At 67.2% G+C, this 18,609-nt stretch carries 16 protein-coding genes; 8 read left to right on the forward strand and 8 right to left on the reverse strand.

Annotation, left to right across the window (positions count from 1 at the left end; translation table 11 throughout):
• Positions 1-97 precede the first annotated feature (97 nt).
• Positions 98-283: a type II toxin-antitoxin system RelE/ParE family toxin gene (locus tag ACP7CK_RS03580; protein ID WP_426025136.1), complete on the forward strand. Its 186-nt coding sequence runs from the start codon at positions 98-100 to the stop codon at positions 281-283.
• Here the strand turns inward: ACP7CK_RS03580 and ACP7CK_RS03585 are convergent.
• Positions 280-774: a group III truncated hemoglobin gene (locus ACP7CK_RS03585; protein WP_426025137.1), complete on the reverse strand. Its 495-nt coding sequence runs from the start codon at positions 772-774 to the stop codon at positions 280-282. The genes ACP7CK_RS03580 and ACP7CK_RS03585 overlap by 4 nt on opposite strands.
• Positions 775-1,003: 229 nt before the next feature.
• On the opposite strand from ACP7CK_RS03585, the gene ACP7CK_RS03590 reads away from it, so the two are divergent.
• Complete coding sequence (locus tag ACP7CK_RS03590; RefSeq protein WP_426025138.1) at positions 1,004-2,614, forward strand: ABC-F family ATP-binding cassette domain-containing protein; 1,611 nt, start codon at positions 1,004-1,006, stop codon at positions 2,612-2,614.
• Here ACP7CK_RS03590 and ACP7CK_RS03595 read toward each other — a convergent pair.
• Positions 2,611-3,060 carry a tRNA (cytidine(34)-2'-O)-methyltransferase gene (locus ACP7CK_RS03595; protein WP_426025139.1) on the reverse strand — a complete coding sequence of 150 codons (450 nt, stop codon included), beginning with the start codon at positions 3,058-3,060 and terminating at the stop codon, positions 2,611-2,613. The two genes, ACP7CK_RS03590 and ACP7CK_RS03595, sit on opposite strands and share 4 nt — an antisense overlap.
• A 194-nt stretch (positions 3,061-3,254) precedes the next feature.
• Here ACP7CK_RS03595 and petA point away from each other — a divergent pair, with 194 nt between their 5' ends.
• The 5 genes from petA to ACP7CK_RS03620 all read left to right on the forward strand — a co-directional run bounded on the left by petA (position 3,255) and on the right by ACP7CK_RS03620 (position 9,549).
• Positions 3,255-3,797: a ubiquinol-cytochrome c reductase iron-sulfur subunit gene (gene petA / locus ACP7CK_RS03600; protein WP_008260246.1), complete on the forward strand. Its 543-nt coding sequence runs from the start codon at positions 3,255-3,257 to the stop codon at positions 3,795-3,797.
• Positions 3,798-3,813: 16 nt separating this feature from the next.
• A complete protein-coding gene (locus ACP7CK_RS03605; protein WP_426025140.1) occupies positions 3,814-5,142 on the forward strand; it encodes a cytochrome b in 1,329 nt (442 codons plus the stop codon).
• Between the two features lie 5 nt (positions 5,143-5,147).
• Positions 5,148-6,020: a cytochrome c1 gene (locus ACP7CK_RS03610; RefSeq protein ID WP_008261999.1), complete on the forward strand. Its 873-nt coding sequence runs from the start codon at positions 5,148-5,150 to the stop codon at positions 6,018-6,020.
• Positions 6,021-6,171: 151 nt separating this feature from the next.
• Positions 6,172-7,830: a M28 family metallopeptidase gene (locus ACP7CK_RS03615; RefSeq protein WP_426025141.1), complete on the forward strand. Its 1,659-nt coding sequence runs from the start codon at positions 6,172-6,174 to the stop codon at positions 7,828-7,830.
• Positions 7,831-7,899: 69 nt separating this feature from the next.
• Positions 7,900-9,549, forward strand: a complete 1,650-nt coding sequence (locus ACP7CK_RS03620) for a M28 family peptidase (protein WP_426025142.1) — start codon at positions 7,900-7,902, stop codon at positions 9,547-9,549.
• Between the two features lie 62 nt (positions 9,550-9,611).
• Here ACP7CK_RS03620 and ACP7CK_RS03625 read toward each other — a convergent pair whose 3' ends face one another.
• Together ACP7CK_RS03625 and ACP7CK_RS03630 are read right to left on the reverse strand one after the other, a co-directional pair.
• On the reverse strand, positions 9,612-10,625 hold the full coding sequence (locus ACP7CK_RS03625) for a DUF6607 family protein (RefSeq protein ID WP_426025143.1): 1,014 nt from the start codon (positions 10,623-10,625) through the stop codon (positions 9,612-9,614).
• 6 nt (positions 10,626-10,631) lie between these two features.
• A complete protein-coding gene (locus ACP7CK_RS03630) occupies positions 10,632-12,836 on the reverse strand; it encodes a TonB-dependent hemoglobin/transferrin/lactoferrin family receptor (protein WP_426025144.1) in 2,205 nt (734 codons plus the stop codon).
• A 110-nt stretch (positions 12,837-12,946) separates the two neighbouring features.
• Here ACP7CK_RS03630 and ACP7CK_RS03635 point away from each other — a divergent pair, with 110 nt between their 5' ends.
• A complete protein-coding gene (locus tag ACP7CK_RS03635) occupies positions 12,947-13,480 on the forward strand; it encodes a hypothetical protein (protein ID WP_426025145.1) in 534 nt (177 codons plus the stop codon).
• Here ACP7CK_RS03635 and ychF read toward each other — a convergent pair.
• The 4 genes from ychF to ACP7CK_RS03655 form a co-directional block, all read right to left on the reverse strand.
• Positions 13,473-14,567, reverse strand: a complete 1,095-nt coding sequence (gene ychF / locus ACP7CK_RS03640) for a redox-regulated ATPase YchF (RefSeq protein ID WP_426025146.1) — start codon at positions 14,565-14,567, stop codon at positions 13,473-13,475. The two genes, ACP7CK_RS03635 and ychF, sit on opposite strands and share 8 nt — an antisense overlap.
• A gap of 70 nt (positions 14,568-14,637) precedes the next feature.
• Positions 14,638-15,126, reverse strand: a complete 489-nt coding sequence (locus tag ACP7CK_RS03645) for a copper chaperone PCu(A)C (RefSeq protein WP_426025147.1) — start codon at positions 15,124-15,126, stop codon at positions 14,638-14,640.
• 12 nt (positions 15,127-15,138) lie between these two features.
• A complete protein-coding gene (locus ACP7CK_RS03650; protein ID WP_426025148.1) occupies positions 15,139-16,494 on the reverse strand; it encodes a PepSY-associated TM helix domain-containing protein in 1,356 nt (451 codons plus the stop codon).
• The gene (locus ACP7CK_RS03655; protein WP_426025149.1) at positions 16,494-18,572 is read right to left on the reverse strand and encodes a TonB-dependent receptor family protein; all 2,079 of its coding nucleotides are present in this window, start codon (positions 18,570-18,572) and stop codon (positions 16,494-16,496) included. Before ACP7CK_RS03655 ends, ACP7CK_RS03650 begins: the two co-directional genes overlap by 1 nt.
• Positions 18,573-18,609 lie beyond the last annotated feature (37 nt).

An 18,609-nucleotide genomic window follows, 5' to 3' on the forward strand; every position in this document is an offset into this window, starting at 1 on the left:
GGGTTCGCTTGCTGCCGCCTGCGCGCAGCGATCTGATCCGCGTCTCCAACTTCCTCGCGGATGTCGCCCCCAGAGCTGCATTGAGGGCGGCTGACGTTTGGATGAAGCGCTTAGAACGCTCGAGCTGTTCCCAGAGCGCGCGCCCAAAACAGGGGCTGCATCAAGAGATCTGGTCGTTCCATTCGGACAGGCAGGCTATATCATCCGTTACCGTATTGAGCTGACGGATGTGGTTGTGCTGCGCATCTTCCACACCCGCGAACATCGCCCTTTCGGACCCTAATCCGGCGTCCACGCCTGCGTAGTCCGCACGAACCGTTCGCCCTTGGCCAGCATCACCCCGCTGGCGGTGGCGACGCCCAGTTCCAGGCTTTCGGCGATGCGGCGGGCGCGTTCGATGAAGTGGTCGGCGGCGACGGGCGGGCAAAGGTCGCGGGCCGTCTCGGCGAAAACCTCCAGCCAGCGATCGAAATGGCGGGCGTCTATGGGCAGGGGCAGGTGTTTCGGCATCGGCCGGCCCTGATAGACGCCGGTCGACAGGGCGACCGACGACCAGAACAACTTCATCTGGCCCAGATGCGGACCCCAGTCCGTGATGCGGTCGGCGAAGATCGGGCCGATCAGAAGATCGTCGCGGACGCGGGCGTAGAAGGTCTCGACCAGGGCGTCGATCATCGCCTCGTCTATGCCGGTCTCGTCGCGCAAACGCTGGACGGCGGCTTCGCGGCGGGCGCCGGCGCCGGCGGGGTCTTCGATGCGGAAACGGCTTTCCATGGAGCCGTCCTAGCGGTCTGGCGAGCAGATCGCCACTGGACCGACGGTCCACCCTGGAAGGGAGGGTTCACGCGGCCGTGTTCGCTTCAGGGGCGACGCGGACTTGCACATCGCACAAATACGACCCATCCTCTTGTCTCTGACGAGTTTTGAGCAGGAGGCTCGAAGATCATGATCATCGCACTGGCAACCGGTTCCGCCCTGTCCGCCATGCTGCTCGTGATCCTCCATGCCAACCAGCCCAAGCCGAAGCGCGTTCCCGTCCGCGCTCGCGACTCTCGACAAGGTCGCCGCTAGAACGCCCGCCGGCGTCACGCTTTTCGACAATCTGAGCCTGACGTTCGGGCCTGAGCGCACCGGCGTCGTCGGTCGCAACGGCGCGGGCAAGAGCACCCTGCTGCGCTTGATCTCGGGCGACCTGTCGCCGGCCGAGGGCGCGGTGACGCGCGTCGGGACGATCGGCGTGCTGGATCAGCGCCATGATCCTGCGCCGGGCGAGACGGTCGCCCAAATGCTGGGCGTCGGCGAAGCCCTGGCGGTGATCGAACGGGCGTTGGCCGGCGAGGGCGACGCAGAAGATCTCGCGAACGCGGACTGGACGCTCGAACTGCGGATCGCCGAGATTCTGGCCGAGGTCGGGCTGGCGGACCTGGCCATGGACCGGGCGACGATCAGTCTGAGCGGCGGCGAACAGACCCGACTGCGGCTCGCCGGCCTGCTGCTGGCGCGGCCGGACCTGATCCTGCTGGACGAGCCGACCAATCATCTGGATGTCGAGGCGCGGCGACTGATCGCCGAGGTGCTGGGCCGCTGGGACGGCGGGGCGGTGGTGGTGAGCCATGACCGCGATCTGCTGCGGCGCATGGACCGGATCGTCGAGGTCTCCGGTCTGGGCGTGACCGTATATGGCGGGAACTACGACCTCTTCGCCGAGCGCAAGGCGACCGAGCGGGCGGCTGCGGAACGCGATCTGGCGGGCGCCGAACGGACGGCCGCCCGGGTGGGGGCGGACGCCCAGCGCCGTGCGGAGATGAAGGCGCGGCGCGACGCAGCCGGACGGCGCAAGGGCGCCAAGGGCGACATGCCGAAGATCCTGATCGGCGCGAGGGCGGAGCGGGCCGAGAACAGCGGCGCCGGCGACCGGCTGCTGGCGGCGCGACAAGCCGCGGAGGCGGAGGCGGCCCTGGCGTCGGCGCGCGAGCGGGTTGAGCGCACCCGCGCCCTGTCGATCCCCATGCCATCGAGCGGCCTGGCGTCTGGCCGGACCTTGCTGGTGCTGGACGATGCGACCTGGGAGACGCCGCAGGGGCGCACTGTGGTGGGGCCGGTCAGCCTGCGGCTGACGGGGCCGGAACGGGTCGCGATCACAGGGCCGAACGGGGCCGGCAAGACGACCCTGCTGCGACTGATCCATGGGGCGCTGGAGCCGACGACCGGACGGGTGGAACGCCCGGGCCGAGCGGTGCTGCTGGACCAAGAGGCTACGATCCTGAAACCGGAGGAAACCCTGGTCGAAGCCTGGCGGCGGCTCAATCCTGAGGGCTCGGTCAACGACGCCCAGGCGGCGCTGGCGCGGTTCCTGTTCCGGAATGTAGCGGCGCATCGCGAAGTCGGCGCGCTGTCGGGCGGCGAGCGGCTACGGGCGGCCCTGGCCTGCGTCATGACAGGGGCCAAGCCGCCGCAACTGCTGATTCTGGACGAGCCGACCAATCACCTGGACCTCGATTCCGTCGCCGCCGTGGAAGTCGCGCTGCGGGCCTATGACGGCGCCCTGATCGTGGTCAGTCATGACGCCGACTTTCTGGACGCCATTGGGATCGAGCGGACGATAGCACTCTAGCCGATCCCGCCCGTCTGGCGCAGCCCCTCCCACAGGGCGATGCCTGCGGTGACCGACAGGTTCAGCGAACGTGCTTCAGGACGCAGCGGAATCACCACGCGGGCGTCGACGGCGGCGTGGACATAGTCGGGCGCGCCGGAGGTTTCCTTGCCGAACACAAGCGTGTCGTCGGGTTGAAAGACGAAATCGGACAGGGGCGTCGCGCCGCGGGTGGTGAACAGAATCAGTCGGCCGGCGGGGCGGTCGCGCTGAAACGCATCCCAGTCGGCGTGCCGGGTCATGTGTGACAAAGGACCATAGTCGAGCGCCGCTCGCTTCATGGCGCGGTCGTCGAAACGAAAGCCCGTAGGCTCCACGACGTGCAGTTCCACCCCGAAACAGGCCGACAGCCGGATGCAGGCGCCGACGTTCTGAGGAATGTCCGGTTGAAAAAGAGCGAGACGCATTCTAATCCCTAGATATACGCGGCCTGGGGGTTTGTCGCGGTCTGTCTGCGAACGTTTCGCAAGAAACGTCAGCGACTTGCGGCCTTAGGCCGCAAATACAGACCGAGGGGAATACTGGGTCTCGCTTTTAGGGTTCGTGCCGCAAAAGAGGAGCGCCAATACAGGCGGTCCCGGCGGTTTTCGAGAGGTGAAACGTGGCCGAGACGGGTGTGATTCCGGAAGGCGAGGGCGATCCGAATCGCCGCGACTTCATCCATATCGCAGCGGGCGCCGCTGCGGTCGGCGCCGGGGCGATGATCGCCTGGCCGCTGATCAACCAGATGAACCCCGCCGCTGACACCCTGGCCCTGGCTTCGATCGAGTTCGATCTGACCAAGGTGCAGGAAGGCCAACAGGTCGTGATCAAATGGCAGGGCAAGCCGGTCTTCGTGCGCTATCGTACTCCGGCCGAACTGCAGCGCGTCATCGCCGATGATCACGCCTCGGACCTGAAACAGCCACAGACGGACGCCGAGCGCACCAAGCCGGGGCATGAGAAATATCTGGTCGTGGTCGGATCCTGCACCCACCTGGGCTGCGTGCCGACCTTTGGCGCCGGCGACTACGGCGGCTGGTTCTGCCCCTGCCACGGTTCGCACTATGATGCGTCCGGGCGGATCAGGAAGGGGCCCGCGCCTCTGAACCTGGTGGTGCCCGACTATGAATTTGCGTCCGACACTCGCGTCAAGATCGGGTGAGGGCCAGGGGGAGGAAATGAGCGAACACGAATCCACCTACGTCCCTAAGACGGGCGTCGAGAAGTGGCTGGACACCCGGCTGCCGATCATCCGCTTCGGCGCAGACTACATGTCGCTGCCGACACCCAGAAACCTGAACTACTGGTGGACCTTCGGCGGCATCCTGGCCCTGTGCCTGATGACGCAGATCGTCACCGGCATTGTTCTGGCCATGCACTATACGCCGCACGTCGACCTGGCCTTCGCCTCGGTCGAGCGGATCATGCGCGACGTCAACGGCGGCTGGCTGATCCGCTATGTGCACGCCAACGGGGCGTCGATGTTCTTCATCGCCGTCTATCTGCACATGCTGCGGGGGCTGTACTACGGCTCGTACAAGGCGCCGCGCGAGATGATCTGGATCATCGGTTGCGTGATCTTCTTCCTGATGATCGCGACGGCCTTCCTGGGTTACGTCCTGCCCTGGGGCCAGATGTCCTTCTGGGGCGCCGAGGTGATCACCAATCTGATCGGGGCTATCCCGGTGATCGGCGAGCCGATCCTGATCTGGCTGCGCGGCGGACCGGCGATCGACAATGCGACGCTGAACCGCTTCTTCTCGCTGCACTATCTGCTGCCCTTCGCCATTCTGGGCTGCGTCGTCCTGCACCTGTGGGCGCTCCACTCGGCGGGTCAGAACAATCCGGTCGGCATCCTGATCCCCAAGGATCGGACGAAGAAGGACATGCTGCCCTTCCACCCCTATTTCACGCTGAAGGACGGGTTCGCGATCATCCTGTTCCTGCTGCTGTTCGCGATCTTCGTCTTCTATCAGCCGAACGCCCTGGGCCACGCCGACAACTATATCCCGGCCAATCCGCTGCAGACGCCGGCGCACATCGTGCCCGAGTGGTACATGCTGCCCTTCTACGCCATCCTGCGCGCCATCCCGGACAAGTTCGGCGGCGTGGTGGCCATGTTCAGCGCCATCGGCGTGCTGTTCGTCTTGCCTTGGCTGGATACGTCCAAGGTGCGGTCGATGCGGTATCGCCCGACCATGCGGACCTTCTTCTTCATCTTCCTGGTGGTCGGCGTGGGTCTGGGCTGGTGCGGCGGACAGCTTCCGGACGCGCCGGTCATTCCGGGGTTCGGCGGCGTGGTTCTGCTGGACGGCAACCTGAACTCCTACCTGTGGCTGACGCGGCTGTTCACGGCCTACTACTTCCTCTTCTTCCTGGTGATCCTGCCGTTCGTGGGCTTGAAGGAGACGCCGCTGCCGATCCCGGCGACCATTTCCGAGCCGGTCCTGACCGGTGCGGACGCGATGCCGGCTTTCGCCCCGGCCTCGCCCGAGAAGAAGGGGTGAGGGCCATGATGACCGTGAAAACCAACGCCTCGATGTCCAGGCTCATCGCCTCGGCGGCTGTAGCTTTCGGCCTGCTGGCCGCGGCCCCGGCCCTGGCTGCTGGCGGGGCCGCTCATCCGCGCTCGGGCGGGTTCAGCTTCGAAGGACCGTTCGGCGTCTATGACCAGGGCCAGCTTCAGCGCGGCTACAAGGTCTATCAGGAGGTTTGCGCCGCCTGCCACAGCATGAACCTGATGCACTATCGCAATCTGGGTGATCGCCACGGGCCGTTCTGGAATCCGAAATATCCGAACCCGAACGACAATCCGGTGGTCAAGGCCCTGGCCAAGGAGGTCCAGGTCCCGGACATCGACAGCGAGACCGGTGAACCGATCCAGCGCGACGCAACCCCGGCCGACAAGTTCCGCAGCCCTTATCCGAACGCCACGGCCGCCGCCGCAGGCAACGGCGGAGCGGCGCCGCCTGATCTGTCGGTGATGGCCAAGGCCCGCCACGACGGCGCCAACTATATCTACTCTCTGCTGTCGGGCTATCGCGCGGCGCCGGCGGGCCTGACCATCCGAGAGGGGCAGCACTACAACCCCTATATGGCCGGCGACCTGACGCCCTTCTGGACGGGGGACAAGCACCATGTGCCGGAGGGGGGCTTCATCGCCATGCCGCCGCCGCTTCGGAACGGCCAGGTGACCTATGACGACGGGTCGCCCCAGACGGTGGACCAGTACGCCAAGGATGTGGCCGCCTTCATTGCCTGGACGTCCGAACCGAAGATGGTCGAACGCAAACAGGCCGGCTTCGGTGTGATCATTTTCCTGCTGATCTTCGCCGGCCTCACCTACGCCAGCTATCGCCGCGTCTGGAAGGGCGTCGCCCACTAGGCGCAGGTTCAAATGACCTGATCATCAGCCCGCCGAAGTCCGCTTCGGCGGGCTTTTGTTTGCGACAAATGGCGCGTGACACGGAATCGACATGATGGATTTCGCCCCCTAGGGTCGGCGACTTCATTTCCGGCTGTGGGGCCTCGTGTTCATGCGTATCGTCTCTTCTTTCGCCGCCGTGCTGATGGCCGGCGTCACCCTGTCCGCCTGCGCCACCGCCGGAGCGGATCAGGCCGCGCCGTCCTTCGACGCCGCGCGGATTTCGGAGGATATCCGCGTCCTGTCGAGCGACGCCTATGAGGGACGCGGCATCGCCACCCCGGCTGAAGAGAAGGTCGTCCAGTATCTGAGCGCTCAATATGCGGCCGCCGGTTTCGAGCCGGGCGGTCCCAACGGCCAGTGGACCCAGGACGTCATCCTGAACCGTTTCGTCCAGTCCAACGTCCATGCCTCGCTGAAGCTGGGGGACTGGAGCCTGCCCATGACCCAGGGCCGCGAGGTGGCCATTTCCACCCGCCGTCCGGCCGAGCATGTCAGCCTCAAGGACGCGCCCCTGGTCTTCGTCGGCTACGGCATCAATGCGCCCGAGCGGAACTGGAACGACTTCAAGGACCAGGACTTGCGCGGCAAGATCCTGGTCGTCCTGGTCAATGACACCGATTTCGAGGAGCCGGCGCTGAACACCTTCGGCGGCAAGGCCATGACCTATTACGGCCGCTGGACCTACAAGTACGAGGAGGCCGCCAAGCACGGGGCGGCGGGCGTGCTGATCGTGCACGAGACGGCGCCGGCCTCTTACGGCTGGGCGACGGTCGCCAACTCCTGGGGCGTGCCGCAGTTCGACATCCTGCGTCCCAATGCGGCGGCCGAGCGGGTGCCGATGGAGGGCTGGATTCAGCGCGATGTGGCGGTGGACCTGTTCCGCCGCGCAGGACTGGATTTTGATGCGCTGAAGGTCCAGGCGCGCAGCCGCGACTTCCAGCCCGTCGCCATGACCGGCGCGTCCTTCTCGACCGAATTCGACGTGGCGACCAACCAGGTCACCAGCCACAATGTCATCGCGCGCCTGCCGGGCACGACCCATCCGGACGAGACGGTGCTGTACACCGCACACTGGGACCATATCGGCATGGGCGAGCCGGACGCGACGGGCGACCGGATCTTCAACGGCGCCGTCGACAACGCCTCGGGCACCGCCGGCCTGCTGGAACTGGCGCGGATGTACGGACGCGCCCCTCGCACCGAACGCTCTGTCGTTATGATCAGCTTCACCGGCGAGGAAAGCGGTCTGCTGGGTTCGGAATACTACGCCGTGAACCCGGTCTATCCGCTGCCCAGGACGGTGGGCGGGTTCAACATGGATTCGATGAACGTCTATGGCCGCGTCACGGGGCTGGGCGTCACCGGATACGGCCAGTCCGATTTCGATGAGCGGTTGGCCGTCGCGATCCAGTCACAGGGCCGTAGTTTGGTCCCGGATTACGAGAACGCGGCCGGCACCTATTATCGCTCGGACCACTTCCCCCTGGCCAAGCGCGGCGTGCCCATGGCCTACGCCGGCAGCCGGGGCGACTTCCGCGATGAACCGATCGCCGAACGCCAGGCCGCACGCGCTGAATATGGCGCCAAACGCTATCACCAGGCGGCGGACGAATGGTCGCCGGACTGGGACTACAGCGGCATGATCGAGGATCTGACGGTCTTCTATGATGTTGGTCGCGCCCTGGCGAACGGCAGGGACTGGCCGGAATGGAAGACCGGGTCCGAGTTCGGCCCCGTGCGGACCACGACGGCGTCCGAGCGTCGCTGATATCCGTGAAAACCGGGGGCCGGGACGCGAGCCCGGCCCCCTATCCATTCGTCTGTTCGAGCCGCCCGCATGATCCTTCGTCGTTCCCCCTTCATCGCCCTGGCGGCGCTGGTCCTGACCGCCTGCGCAGGCGCGTCCGTCAGCCCGCCGCCCGCCCGGCTGGACGCCTTCGCCACGGCCTCGGCGGCGACGCCGCAGTTCAGCGCCCAGCGTCTGTCCGGCCACGTCAAGTACCTGGCCTCCGACGAGTTGGAGGGCCGCTTCCCCGGCCTGATCGGCGAGCAACTGACTCTGGCCTATCTCCAGCGCCAGTATGAGGCCATGGGGCTGGAGCCGGGCGGACGGGGCGGATCCTGGCTGCAACCGGTCGATCTGGTGCGGTTCACGCCAGAGCGCGCGCCGACCGCCGCCTGGATCGGCGCCGACGGTGTGCGCCATGTCCTGACGTCAGGAACGGATATCACCCTGCGCGCCGGACCGGCCGATCCGTTGGTCAAGATCGAGGGCGCGCCCGTGGTCTTCGCCGGCTATGGCATCGTAGCGCCCGAGCGCGGGTGGGACGACTATGGCGACGCCGATCTGACGGGCAAGGTGGTGGTGATCCTGCGCGCTCAGCCCGACGCCCTGGGCGTCGATCCGAACTTCTACGGCTCGGGCACGCACAAGACCCAGGAGGCGCTGAAGCGCGGCGCGGTCGGGGTGATCAGTCTTCAGGACAACGACGGCCGCTGGCGTCGGGCCGTCGGCGGCGCGACCCGGCCGCAGATGACGGTCAAGGGCGCGAAGGATGCGCGGTTCACCGGATCCATCAGTCCGGCGACGGGGACCGCCATCGGTGGAGACGTTCTGACCGAGGCCCTGGCGCGCGCCAAGACCGGCGGCCTGGGCGGAGTTGTAGATTTGGGCGTGCGACTGGACGTCGATATCGCAGAGACGACCGAGGTCATCCATTCGAACAATCTGCTGGCCAGGATTCCCGGGACGACGCGGCCTGACGAATATGTCGTCTATTCCGCCCATTGGGACCACGTCGGCAAGGCCAGGGAACCGAACGCCGAGGGCGACGACATCTTCAACGGCGCCTGGGACAACGCCTCGGGCACGGCGGGCCTGATCGAGATGGCGCGCGCCTTCAAGGCCGGGCCGGCGCCGGAACGGACGGTGGTCTTCCTGCACGTCACGGCCGAGGAACAGGGACTGCTGGGCTCGGAAGCCTATGCCGCCGATCCGGTCTATCCGCTGGCGAAGACGGCGGCGGACATCAATATCGACATGCTGCCCTTCACCCCGGCGACGCGCGACGTCGCGGTGTTCGGCGTCGGCAAGTCGGAGCTGGAAGATATCCTGGGCCGGTTCGCCGCCGTGCAGGGCCGCACGGTGACCGGCGACGGCTATCCGCAGGAAGGTTTCTACTACCGCTCCGACCATTTCAACTTCGCCGCGGGCGGGGTGCCGGCCCTGATGCCGTGGAGCGGTCGTGACTTCGTAGAGGGCGGGCTGGAGGCTGGCACGCCGTACTACGAGGCCCAGATGGCGCGCTATTATCACAAGCTGACCGACGAATGGCGGGCCGACTACGACTTCACCGCGGCCGTCCAGAACCTGGATCTGCTGTACCGGCTGGGGCTGACGGTGGCTGACAGCGAGACCTGGCCGGCATGGAAGCCGAGCGCCGAGTTCAACGCCATCCGCGACGCCAGCGCCGATCAGCGGCGCTAGATACGAAAACGGCGGCCCGGAGGGGAGACCGGGCCGCCGTCGATCATCCGCTGGCTTGTACGTCAGCGTGCGGATGTCGCCTGGGTGATCAGGACGCGGGCCTGGGCGACGGCGTCCGCTTCGGTAGTTTCGCCGTCGGCCAGGGACTGGGCCAGGTCCATCAACGGCGCGCCGGTGACGGAGCCAGTTTGGGCCTCCTGCTGCAGATGGACGCCGTTTCCGGCGGCGATAGCGTCGTCCCAGGCCTGGCGCACGGCGGCCCAGAAGCCCTGGGTCTTGGCCCAATAGGCGTCGCCGGCCGCAGGGGAATAGCCGGTCGACCGGTCATAGGTGTTGATCACATCCTCCTGGACCACGGCGACCGGCTCGCCGCCCACCTTGCCCGACAATTTCACATTGTCCTGGATATGGACCCAGCCGTTCGGCGTCAGGATGTGGCGGTTGGTCCCCAGATAGCGGTCATAGACGGGGTTCCGCACCGCATCGCGCCGCGCCAGCGGCCGCCACGTCGGGTTGGACGTCCAGGCCGACAGGCCGTTGTCATAGGTCCAGCGACCGACGCCGCCGTATCGGGGCGAGTCGTCGGTCTGCCACACGGTCTGGGACCAGGCGCCCTGGCGCTGATCGGCCGGGACGGGCGTCAGCACCCACTGGTTCGGCCCGGCGTAGGTCAGCACCGTTTGAGGCTGATAGACCCAGTCCTGACGCCAGTGTTTGATGACGATGACCTGGCCCTCATGCTCCATGACCAGGATGTGTTGCAGACTGATCCGGTCGCCCTGGTCATAGACGACGCGGACGATCTCGCTGCCGCCCGACAGCTGCTCCTCCAGCGGGTCGTAGTCGGCCTGGAAGCTGACGTTCTCGCGCATGTCGAAATGGACGCGGTACTGGCCGGCCTGGGCCAGGATCGACTGGCGATCCCGTTCGAAGGCGCTGGCGGGGGTGGAAGCCGCAGTCGGGGCGACGGCTCCGGCTTCCAGCGCCTGGGCGGCGGGCGCAGCGGCGGTCAGCAGGGCGGCGGCGATCAGGATGGCGCGCATGGGACGGGGGCTCTTGATGTGGGGGATGTGCATGGTCGCTTACAGACGCAGGGTCAGGGACAGACCGAAGTTGCGGCCCGGCTGGGTGTAGGCGTCCTTGATGGACGAGGCGGCGGACAGGCCGCGCACGTCGCTCCACCAGCCGTATTTCTCGTCGAGAAGGTTGAAGGCGCCGGCCCGCAGTGTGGCGCGCTCGGTGACGTTCCAATAGGCGGTCACGTCGAGAAGGGTGAAGCTGTCGCCGGTGTAGCAGGCCGATCCGCACGACAGTTCATAGGTGGCGGCGTCCTTCCTCTCCGACCGGGTCACGACGGCCGAACCGCCCCAGACGCCCGAAGGCGCGGCATAGTTCAGGCCGCCGACCAGTTTGATCGGATCGACGCTGCTGAGCTGGGTCTTGTCACCGTCCGTTTCCTGCTCGCCGTCCGCAAAGGCGGCGGAGACGATCAGGCTGAGGCCATTGCTCCAGGCGATGTCGCCTCTGGCTTCCAGCCCCCAGATGTCGACATTGGTCAGGTTGACGTACTGATAGATCAGCGGATCGACGCCCGGCACGCCCGTGCCCGACGCCACCACCTGCTCGATGAAGTTGTCATAATGGGTGCTGAAGGCCGTGGTCTGGAGCCGCAGCTCGCCCCCGAAGGCCGCGATGTCGCGGAACCGCAGGCCGCCTTCGATACTGTCGCTGGTTTCGGGCTTGAGGTCCGGGTTGGGGATCGAGGTGTAGCCGTAGACGGGATTTTCGAAATAGTTGTTCACCTGCATCGGCGACGGGGCGCGGAAGCCCTCGGCGTAGTTGGCGAATAGGCCGAAGCGACGGTCGGCCCACCAGACGACGCCCAGCTTGGGCGAGATATGGTCTTCCGACTGGCCCGTGGCCGAGGCCGGAAACAGGGCGTCGACCTCCGGCGACAGGTCGTACCAGTCATAGCGCACGGCGGGGATGATGCTGAGCGCGCCGCCCAGCATCTCGATCTCGTCCTGAACGAACAGACCCGCCAACTGATAGTCGGTCTTGGGGAAGGCGCGGGTCGGGAAGGTTTCGCCGACGGGCGGGGTGATTCCGTCGCGGACGCCTTCCTGCGTGGTCATCGACCAGTCGCCGCCGACGGTGACACGGTGTTCCACCGCCTCGCCCGCGCCGAAGACGCGCGCCCCCTGGGCGGCCAGGCCGTAGACGGTGTTGTCGAAGGTGGTGTCGCGGACCCGGTCCACAGCGGGGCTTCGATCTTCATAGGTATACTGGCGGGTGGTCGCATCCTGCCAGTAGGCGCTGACCGAACCGCTCTCGAAGCCGGCGAAGTCCTGGAAGCGCCACTCGCCCTTCAGGCTGTCGCGCTGGGTTTCGTCGTGACCCGTGACGGCCAGGACCGTGGCCGATCGGGCGGTCAGGGCGTCGCCGTCCATTTCGGAATCGAGATGGTCATAGGTCAAGCGCAGCGAATGGCCGGGCGCCACGTCCCAGACCAGCTTGGCCAGGATGGCGTTGGAGGTGAAGTCCTGCGGATTGGGTTGGGTTCGGGCCGAGCCGACGCCGCCGACCTCGCCCTGGTTCTCCGTCTCCTGGTGATCGCGGCGGGTATAGGCCAGCAGGCCCGAAACCGACCCCGTGCGTCCGGCGACGGCAAGGCTCTCGGTCCAGCCTTCGTCCGCCGAACTATAGGCCGCCCGCGCCCGTGCGCCGAAATCCTGGCTGACCTTCAGGAAATCGGACGGGTCCTTGGTGGTGAAGGCGACGGCGCCGGCGACGCCGTCCGAACCATACAGGGCCGATGCGGGGCCGCGCAGGATCTCGACCGACTTGACCATGTCCAGGTCGTTATAGTCGCCGCGACCGACCGCCTGGGCGCCGAAGCTGAAGCCGCTGGGCAGGCGCACCCCGTCGTTGATGATCAGCACGCGGTCGCCGCCCATGCCGCGAATGGTGAAGCCCGAATTGCTGTCGCGACCGCCGCCTGACAGCGCCAGGTTGAAGCGGGCGGGGGAGGTCGGCACGCTGACGCCCGGTTCGAACCGAATCAGATCCTTGATGTCGGTGGCCAGCATGGTCTCGATCTGGTCGGCGCTGATGACGCTGACCGTGGCGGGCGTGCGTGACGCCAGACGCTCCGACCGCGTGCCGATCACGATGACCGGATCGACCTCGGTCGCCGGCGCGTCGGCCGCTTCGGCGCACGCGGGCTGGGCGATCAGGACCGAACCGAAGGCGGCTGCGGCGGTGGAGAGGAGGAGTAGGTTGCGCATAATGGCCCCGCTTGATGACAGGCGGAGGTGTTACTGCGAACGATTATCAGAATCAACCTCAATGAGGGCGCGGGTTTGAACCCCAGCCTTGGCCGTGGTGTTGTAGGCGGATGAAATATGCGTTGTTCCCGATGGTTGCGGCCATCGCCCTGCTGACCGCCTGTGGCGACAACGGGGTCAATCCTCCGGACGAGCCGGCGCGTCCGCTCAGGACGCCTGAGGCGATGCAACAGGTGGAGCCGCCGGGCCCGTCCTCTCTGGCCGGCCGCGGCCCGCGCAGCTTTGTGGGAATCTGGGCCGCCAACCCCGTCTGGTGCGCCCATCCGCAGGGCGAGCGGGCGCCCATCACCCTGACGCCGATGCGGTTCGAAGCCCCTGGCGTCGCCTGTGACATCGCTCGGATTGAAGAGACTGGTGCGGGCTATGTGGCCACCCTGGCCTGCGCCGCTCAGGGGCAGGCCAAGCGCGAGCGGGTTCATATGGCCGCCACCGGCGACGTGATGAACCTGACCTATGTCGACAGGGACATGAAAACGGTGAAACTGGCGCGCTGCCCCGGCTCGCCGCGCGCGCCGGATCCCGCCAATCCGTTGGAAAGCATGATGAAGAAGGAGCCGGAGACCCCCGCTTCGAAACCTAGTTGAACAGGAAGTTCATCACGTCGCCGTCCTTGACGACATAGGTCTTGCCTTCGGCACGCAGCTTTCCGGCTTCGCGCGCCTTGGCCTCGCCGCGCAGGGCGACGAAGTCGTCGAAGGCGATGGTTTCGGCGCGGATGAAGCCCTTTTCGAAGTCGGTGTGGATGACGCCGGCCGCCTGGGGCGCGGTGTCGCCGACGTTGATCGTCCAGGCGCGGGCTTCCTTGGGGCCGACCGTGAAATAGGTCTGAAGTCCCAGCAGCTTGTAGGCCTCGCGGATCAGGCGGTTCAGGCCGGGTTCTTCCAGACCCAGGGTCTCGAGGAACTCCTTCTGCTCCTCGTCGTCCAAGACGGCGATCTCGGATTCGATCTGGGCCGAGATGACGACCGAGTTGGCGTTGTCGGTGGCGGCGCGGGCGGCGACCTTGTCCGACAGCTCATTGCCCTTGTCGGCCGAGCCTTCCTCGACATTCGAGACATAGAGGGCGGGCAGGGCGGTCAGCAGTTGCAGCATGTGCCAGGCCTTGGCGTCCTCCTTGGACACTTCGGCGGTGCGGGCGGGTTTGCCGGCGTTCAGCTGGGTCAGGGCCAGATCGACCAGTTTCAGCGTCAGGCCGGACTCCTTGTCGCCGCCCTTGGCGCGCTTCTCCAGCTGGGGCCGGCGGCGCTCCAGGCTTTCCATGTCGGCCAGCATCAGCTCGGTCTCGATGATCTCCAGGTCGGCGATCGGATCGATGCGGTTCTCGACGTGGGTGATGTCGTCATCGACGAAGCAGCGGGCCACGAAGGCCACGGCGTCGCAGTCGCGGATATTGGCCAGGAACTGGTTGCCCAGGCCCTCGCCCTTGGACGCGCCGCGCACCAGACCGGCGACATCGACGAAGGTGATGCGGGCGGGGATGATCTCCTTGGATCCCGCGACCTCGGCCAGGGCGTTCAGGCGCGGCTCCGGCACGGCCACGTCGCCGGTGTTCGGCTCGATGGTGCAGAACGGATAGTTGGCCGCCTGGGCCGCCGCCGTCTTGGTCAGGGCGTTGAACAGGGTGGACTTGCCGACATTGGGCAGGCCGACGATCGCGACTTTAAGGGCCATGGGATTCCTCGTGAGGCGCGAGCCTTTAGCCGGTTCAAACCGGTTTGTCAGGCTCGCGCTTCAAAAGGCGTCAGTGCGCGCCGTGATCCATGCCCGCCATGGCCGGCTGGCGCACCGCCGCCTGAACCGTCACCTCGGGCGCCGAGGCGAACTTCAGGGTGATGGGCACGGTCTCGCCGGCGACCAGGGGGGCGGTCAGACCGATCAGCATCAGGTGATTGCCGCCGGGCGCCAGACCGACCGCCTGACCGGCCGGCAGCGGCAGGCCTTCGGTCAGTTGGGCCATCTTCATCATGCCGTTCTCGGTCTTCATCTCGTGGACCTGAAGCTCGCCGGCGCGCGGGCTGGAGCCGCCGGTCAGTCGGTCGTCGGTGGTCGCGGTCAGGGTGACGTAGCAGCCGCCGGCCTTGGCCCCGTTCGGCGACGGGCGGCACCAGGCGTCGGCGGCGGTCACGGCCGCCGTGGCTGTGGGCGCCTCCGGCGCCGTCTTGGCCTCTTGCGGCGGGTTGCAGGCCGCCAGTGCGAGGGCGACGGCGGCGAGGGATAGATAGGTCTTCATGGCGTCGTTCTTTCAGGAAACGGCGGGACGGCGCCGGATCATCGGCCGCACGGCTCGATCGAGCAATACGGCGAAGACCAGGCTCAGGCCCGTCAGGGGATAGAGGAGGGCGAGGGGCAGGACGATGCCCAGCACGGCGGCGCGGACGCGCGGTCCCGGCGGGGCGGGCGGGGCGCCCAGGCGAAGGCGCGACGGGTTCGGCGGACGGCGCTTCCACCACATGACCAGACCGCTGATCGCCAGCAGCCAGACGCCGATACAGCCCAGCAGCATGACGATCCGGTTCAGCTGGCCGAACTGGGTGCCCTGGTGGGTGTAGACGCCCCATTCGATCGCCTTGGCGCCCGCGCCGAACCGGTCGTAGCCGAGGTCGGCCAACAGGCGGCCCGAGGCGGCGTCGATATACAGGGAACGGCTGTCCTGGACCCGGCGGGCCTGGGTCGTGATCGTATAGGCCGTGCCCGAGGCGGCGGGAATGGAGACGGCGTAGGGGCGGGCCAGACCCGCGTCGTCGGCTGTCTTCAGCACCCGGCCCAGGGCGCCGTGGCCCGCATGATCGTGGGCCATGACCATGCCCTCCAGGGTCCAGCCGGCGCCGAGCGGCTGGTCATGATGCTCCGCCCTTTGCCAGGCCCCTGCGACGGGCGCCGGGGGGCGACCCAGGCCGCTGGACTTGACGACGTCCATGACCGTATCGCCCCAGAAGGCCGACCAGGGCATGCCGGTGACCGCCAGGAACAGAACGACCCCCCCGACATAGACGCCGGTCAGGGCGTGCAGGTCGCGCCAGAAGGGGCGTCGTCGTGTGTCGTTCGTCTGGGGCGAGAAGGTCGCAACGGCCCGTCCGCGCGGCCACCACAGATAGAGGCCCGTGGCGAACAGGATGATGGTCCAGCCCGCCACGATCTCCACCAGGATGTTGAACGGCCGACCCAGCAAGGTCAGGCTGTGGGTCTTCTTGACCAGTTCCATGAAGCCGCCGGCGGGTATGACGCCGGTGGCGCGGCCGGTGTGGGGATCGATGAAGACCGTCTTCTGCACCCCGTCGGGCCGATCCACCCGCAGGCGGACGGCCTGGTCCGCCCGGGCGGGCATGACCAGATTGGCGACCCGTCCGCCGCCGGCGGCCTGAGACGCCGACGCCAGCCAGCTTTCCGGGGGCGCTTGGGACTGCACCGCCGGCACGCGGATCATGTCGCGATAGAGGGCGGCGTCGATCTCGTCCTTGAACAGATAAAGGCCGCCGGTCAGGGCCAGCAGCATCAGCACGGGCATGACGAAGACACCGGCGTAGAAATGCCAGCGCCAGACGGCCCGGTAGGCGCCGGACAGATCGTCCGGCGCCGGGGTTGCGGCCTTGCGGGCCATCAGTAGCTCATCCTCACGCCGACATAGGCCGAGCGGCCTTCGCCCGGGAAGAAGACGGCGGTCGAGACGCTGGCCAGGCTGGCGTCGGTCACGGCGCTGAAGTTCGAGACATAGGCCTCGTCGAACAGGTTGCGTACGTCGGCGAAGACGGTCAGTCCGTCCCGCACGGTCCAGCCCATGTTCAGGTTCGCCACCGTATAGGCGGGCGACTTCAGCGTATTGGCGTAATCGACCCAGGAATCGGCCATCGACCATTCCACGCTGGGCGCCACGAACCAGCCGGCCGGGTGATCATACCGCAGCTCGGCCCGATACAGGTGCGGCGGCACGACCGGCAGGTCATTCTCGCCATAAACCTTGTCTCCGTCGAAGAAGAAGTCCGAGAAGGCGTAGGTCTGGCGCAGACGCCATTGGGGCGCGATCCGCCAGTCCAGCCCCGCTTCGATGCCTTGGTGAACCGTCGGGCCGGCATTGAAGGTGGCGGCGGGGATGCCTAGGGCGGCGTTGATGGCGAAGTTCAGCAGTTCGTGGTCCAGGTTGGCGCGGTAGGCGGTGACGTCCCAGGTCACCGGGCCGCGGCGACCGCGCGTGCCGACTTCCCAGGTCACGGCCTCCTGCGGGACCAGGGGCTGATAGCCGCCGGCGGTCGGCGACAGGGCCGAGAAGTTGGGCGGTTCGACCGAGCGGGTGACATTGGCGAAGGCCTGATCGCCTTCCTCGCTTTCCCACAACAGGCCGGCGCGGGGCGCGAACCAGTCGAAGCTCTTGTCGACGCTCAGGTCGATCGTGCCGGCGACGCCGGGGACCACATAGCTTTGATAGTCCCGCTCGGCGCGGCCCCAGGTTCCCCCGGCGACCAGGGCCAGGCGGTCGGTGACGAACAGCCGTCCCTCGCCGAAGACGTCCAGCCCCTTGCCGTTCTGGAAGCTGCGGGCGCGCAGACCGTTCTGCTGTCCGGCCAGGTTGGCCCACTGTTTGGCGTCCAGATCGCCCTGGCGGTACCAGGCGCCGTAGAAGGCGTCGGCGCGCAGGCCGGCGACCTGACCCTGCCAGTCTAACCGACCGAAGGCGCCATAGTTGCGGCTTTCCTGGTCGATGACCTGGAAGATGGGGTGGTCCAGATCCTTCCAGGTTCCATAGACGGCGCCCTCGAACACGGTGGATTGGTCCAGCCGCCAGTGCGTCTGCACCGTCGTGCGGATCGACTGCATATTGCGCTGATAATTCAGGCTGACATTGCCCAGGTTGGCCTTTTCCGGCTGGGTCAGGGCGTCCGACAGGCTGACGCTGCCGGGGATTTCCTGATGGATGTCGCCGCCCGAGACCAGCAGGCGCACCTCGCGGTCCTGGCCGAAGCTGCGGCCGATATTGGCGGACAGGTGCAGCGACTTGCCCTCGCTCTGCTGACGCCAGCCGTCTACGCTCTGGCCGGTGACGGCGGCGAAGCCGTCCCAGTCGCCGCGAACGCCCGCCACCTCGGCATGGGCGCGCACCGTGCCATAGGAGCCGCCGTCCAGACGCAGGCTCAGGTTAGAGGCCGCCGTCCGGCCCGTCGGCGTGACCAGATTGACCGCCCCGCCCAGCAGGGCGCCGCCGAAACGAAGCGCGTTGCCGCCCTTGTAGACCTCGGTATAGCGGGCGATCAGCGGGTCGATCAGCTGGAAGTCGCCGAAGCCGTCCGCCTCGTTGAAGGGGACGCCGTCCTGGGCCAGCAGGGTTCCGCGATTGTGGCTGGAGTTGCCTATGCCCGAGCCGCGGATCGACAGACGGATGTCGCCGCCCCACTTCTTCTGGGCATAGACGCCGGGGGCGTCGCGCAGAACGTCGGCCAGGTTGGGCGCGTAGCGATCAGCGTAGGATTCGGCCGAGACGACGGCGACCGCGCCCGGCGTGCGCGACAGGCGTGCCCGCGCCTCGGCGACAACGGCGGGGTCTTCGACGTTGCGGCGGGCGGTGACGATGACGCTGTCCAGCACGGTCGGCTCTGAAGGCGGCGTGGCGGGCTGCTGAGCGAAGGCTGGGCCGGCCAGGGCGGCGAGCAGCAGGGCGCAGGGCGCCGCAGTGGTCTTGAGAGACATGGTGATCCTGAAGTCAGAACGAGAAGGGCGCGCGGGC

It is taken from the genome of Brevundimonas sp. TSRC1-1 (assembly GCF_049898245.1).
GTDB classification, from domain to species: Bacteria; Pseudomonadota; Alphaproteobacteria; order Caulobacterales; family Caulobacteraceae; genus Brevundimonas; species Brevundimonas mediterranea_A.

Excerpts from the sequence above, each read along its gene's own strand:
- ACP7CK_RS03610 (WP_008261999.1), top strand. The coding sequence starts at position 5,148 with ATGATGACCGTGAAAACCAACGCCTCGATGTCCAGGCTCATCGCCTCG.
- ACP7CK_RS03605 (WP_426025140.1), top strand. The coding sequence starts at position 3,814 with ATGAGCGAACACGAATCCACCTACGTCCCTAAGACGGGCGTCGAGAAG.
- ACP7CK_RS03620 (WP_426025142.1), top strand. The coding sequence starts at position 7,900 with ATGATCCTTCGTCGTTCCCCCTTCATCGCCCTGGCGGCGCTGGTCCTG.
- ACP7CK_RS03585 (WP_426025137.1), bottom strand. The coding sequence starts at position 774 with ATGGAAAGCCGTTTCCGCATCGAAGACCCCGCCGGCGCCGGCGCCCGC.
- ACP7CK_RS03615 (WP_426025141.1), top strand. The coding sequence starts at position 6,172 with ATGCGTATCGTCTCTTCTTTCGCCGCCGTGCTGATGGCCGGCGTCACC.
- ACP7CK_RS03655 (WP_426025149.1), bottom strand. The coding sequence starts at position 18,572 with ATGTCTCTCAAGACCACTGCGGCGCCCTGCGCCCTGCTGCTCGCCGCC.
- ACP7CK_RS03635 (WP_426025145.1), top strand. The coding sequence starts at position 12,947 with ATGAAATATGCGTTGTTCCCGATGGTTGCGGCCATCGCCCTGCTGACC.
- ACP7CK_RS03645 (WP_426025147.1), bottom strand. The coding sequence starts at position 15,126 with ATGAAGACCTATCTATCCCTCGCCGCCGTCGCCCTCGCACTGGCGGCC.
- ACP7CK_RS03590 (WP_426025138.1), top strand. The coding sequence starts at position 1,004 with ATGCCAACCAGCCCAAGCCGAAGCGCGTTCCCGTCCGCGCTCGCGACT.
- ACP7CK_RS03625 (WP_426025143.1), bottom strand. The coding sequence starts at position 10,625 with ATGCACATCCCCCACATCAAGAGCCCCCGTCCCATGCGCGCCATCCTG.
- ychF (WP_426025146.1), bottom strand. The coding sequence starts at position 14,567 with ATGGCCCTTAAAGTCGCGATCGTCGGCCTGCCCAATGTCGGCAAGTCC.
- ACP7CK_RS03630 (WP_426025144.1), bottom strand. The coding sequence starts at position 12,836 with ATGCGCAACCTACTCCTCCTCTCCACCGCCGCAGCCGCCTTCGGTTCG.
- ACP7CK_RS03595 (WP_426025139.1), bottom strand. The coding sequence starts at position 3,060 with ATGCGTCTCGCTCTTTTTCAACCGGACATTCCTCAGAACGTCGGCGCC.
- ACP7CK_RS03650 (WP_426025148.1), bottom strand. The coding sequence starts at position 16,494 with ATGGCCCGCAAGGCCGCAACCCCGGCGCCGGACGATCTGTCCGGCGCC.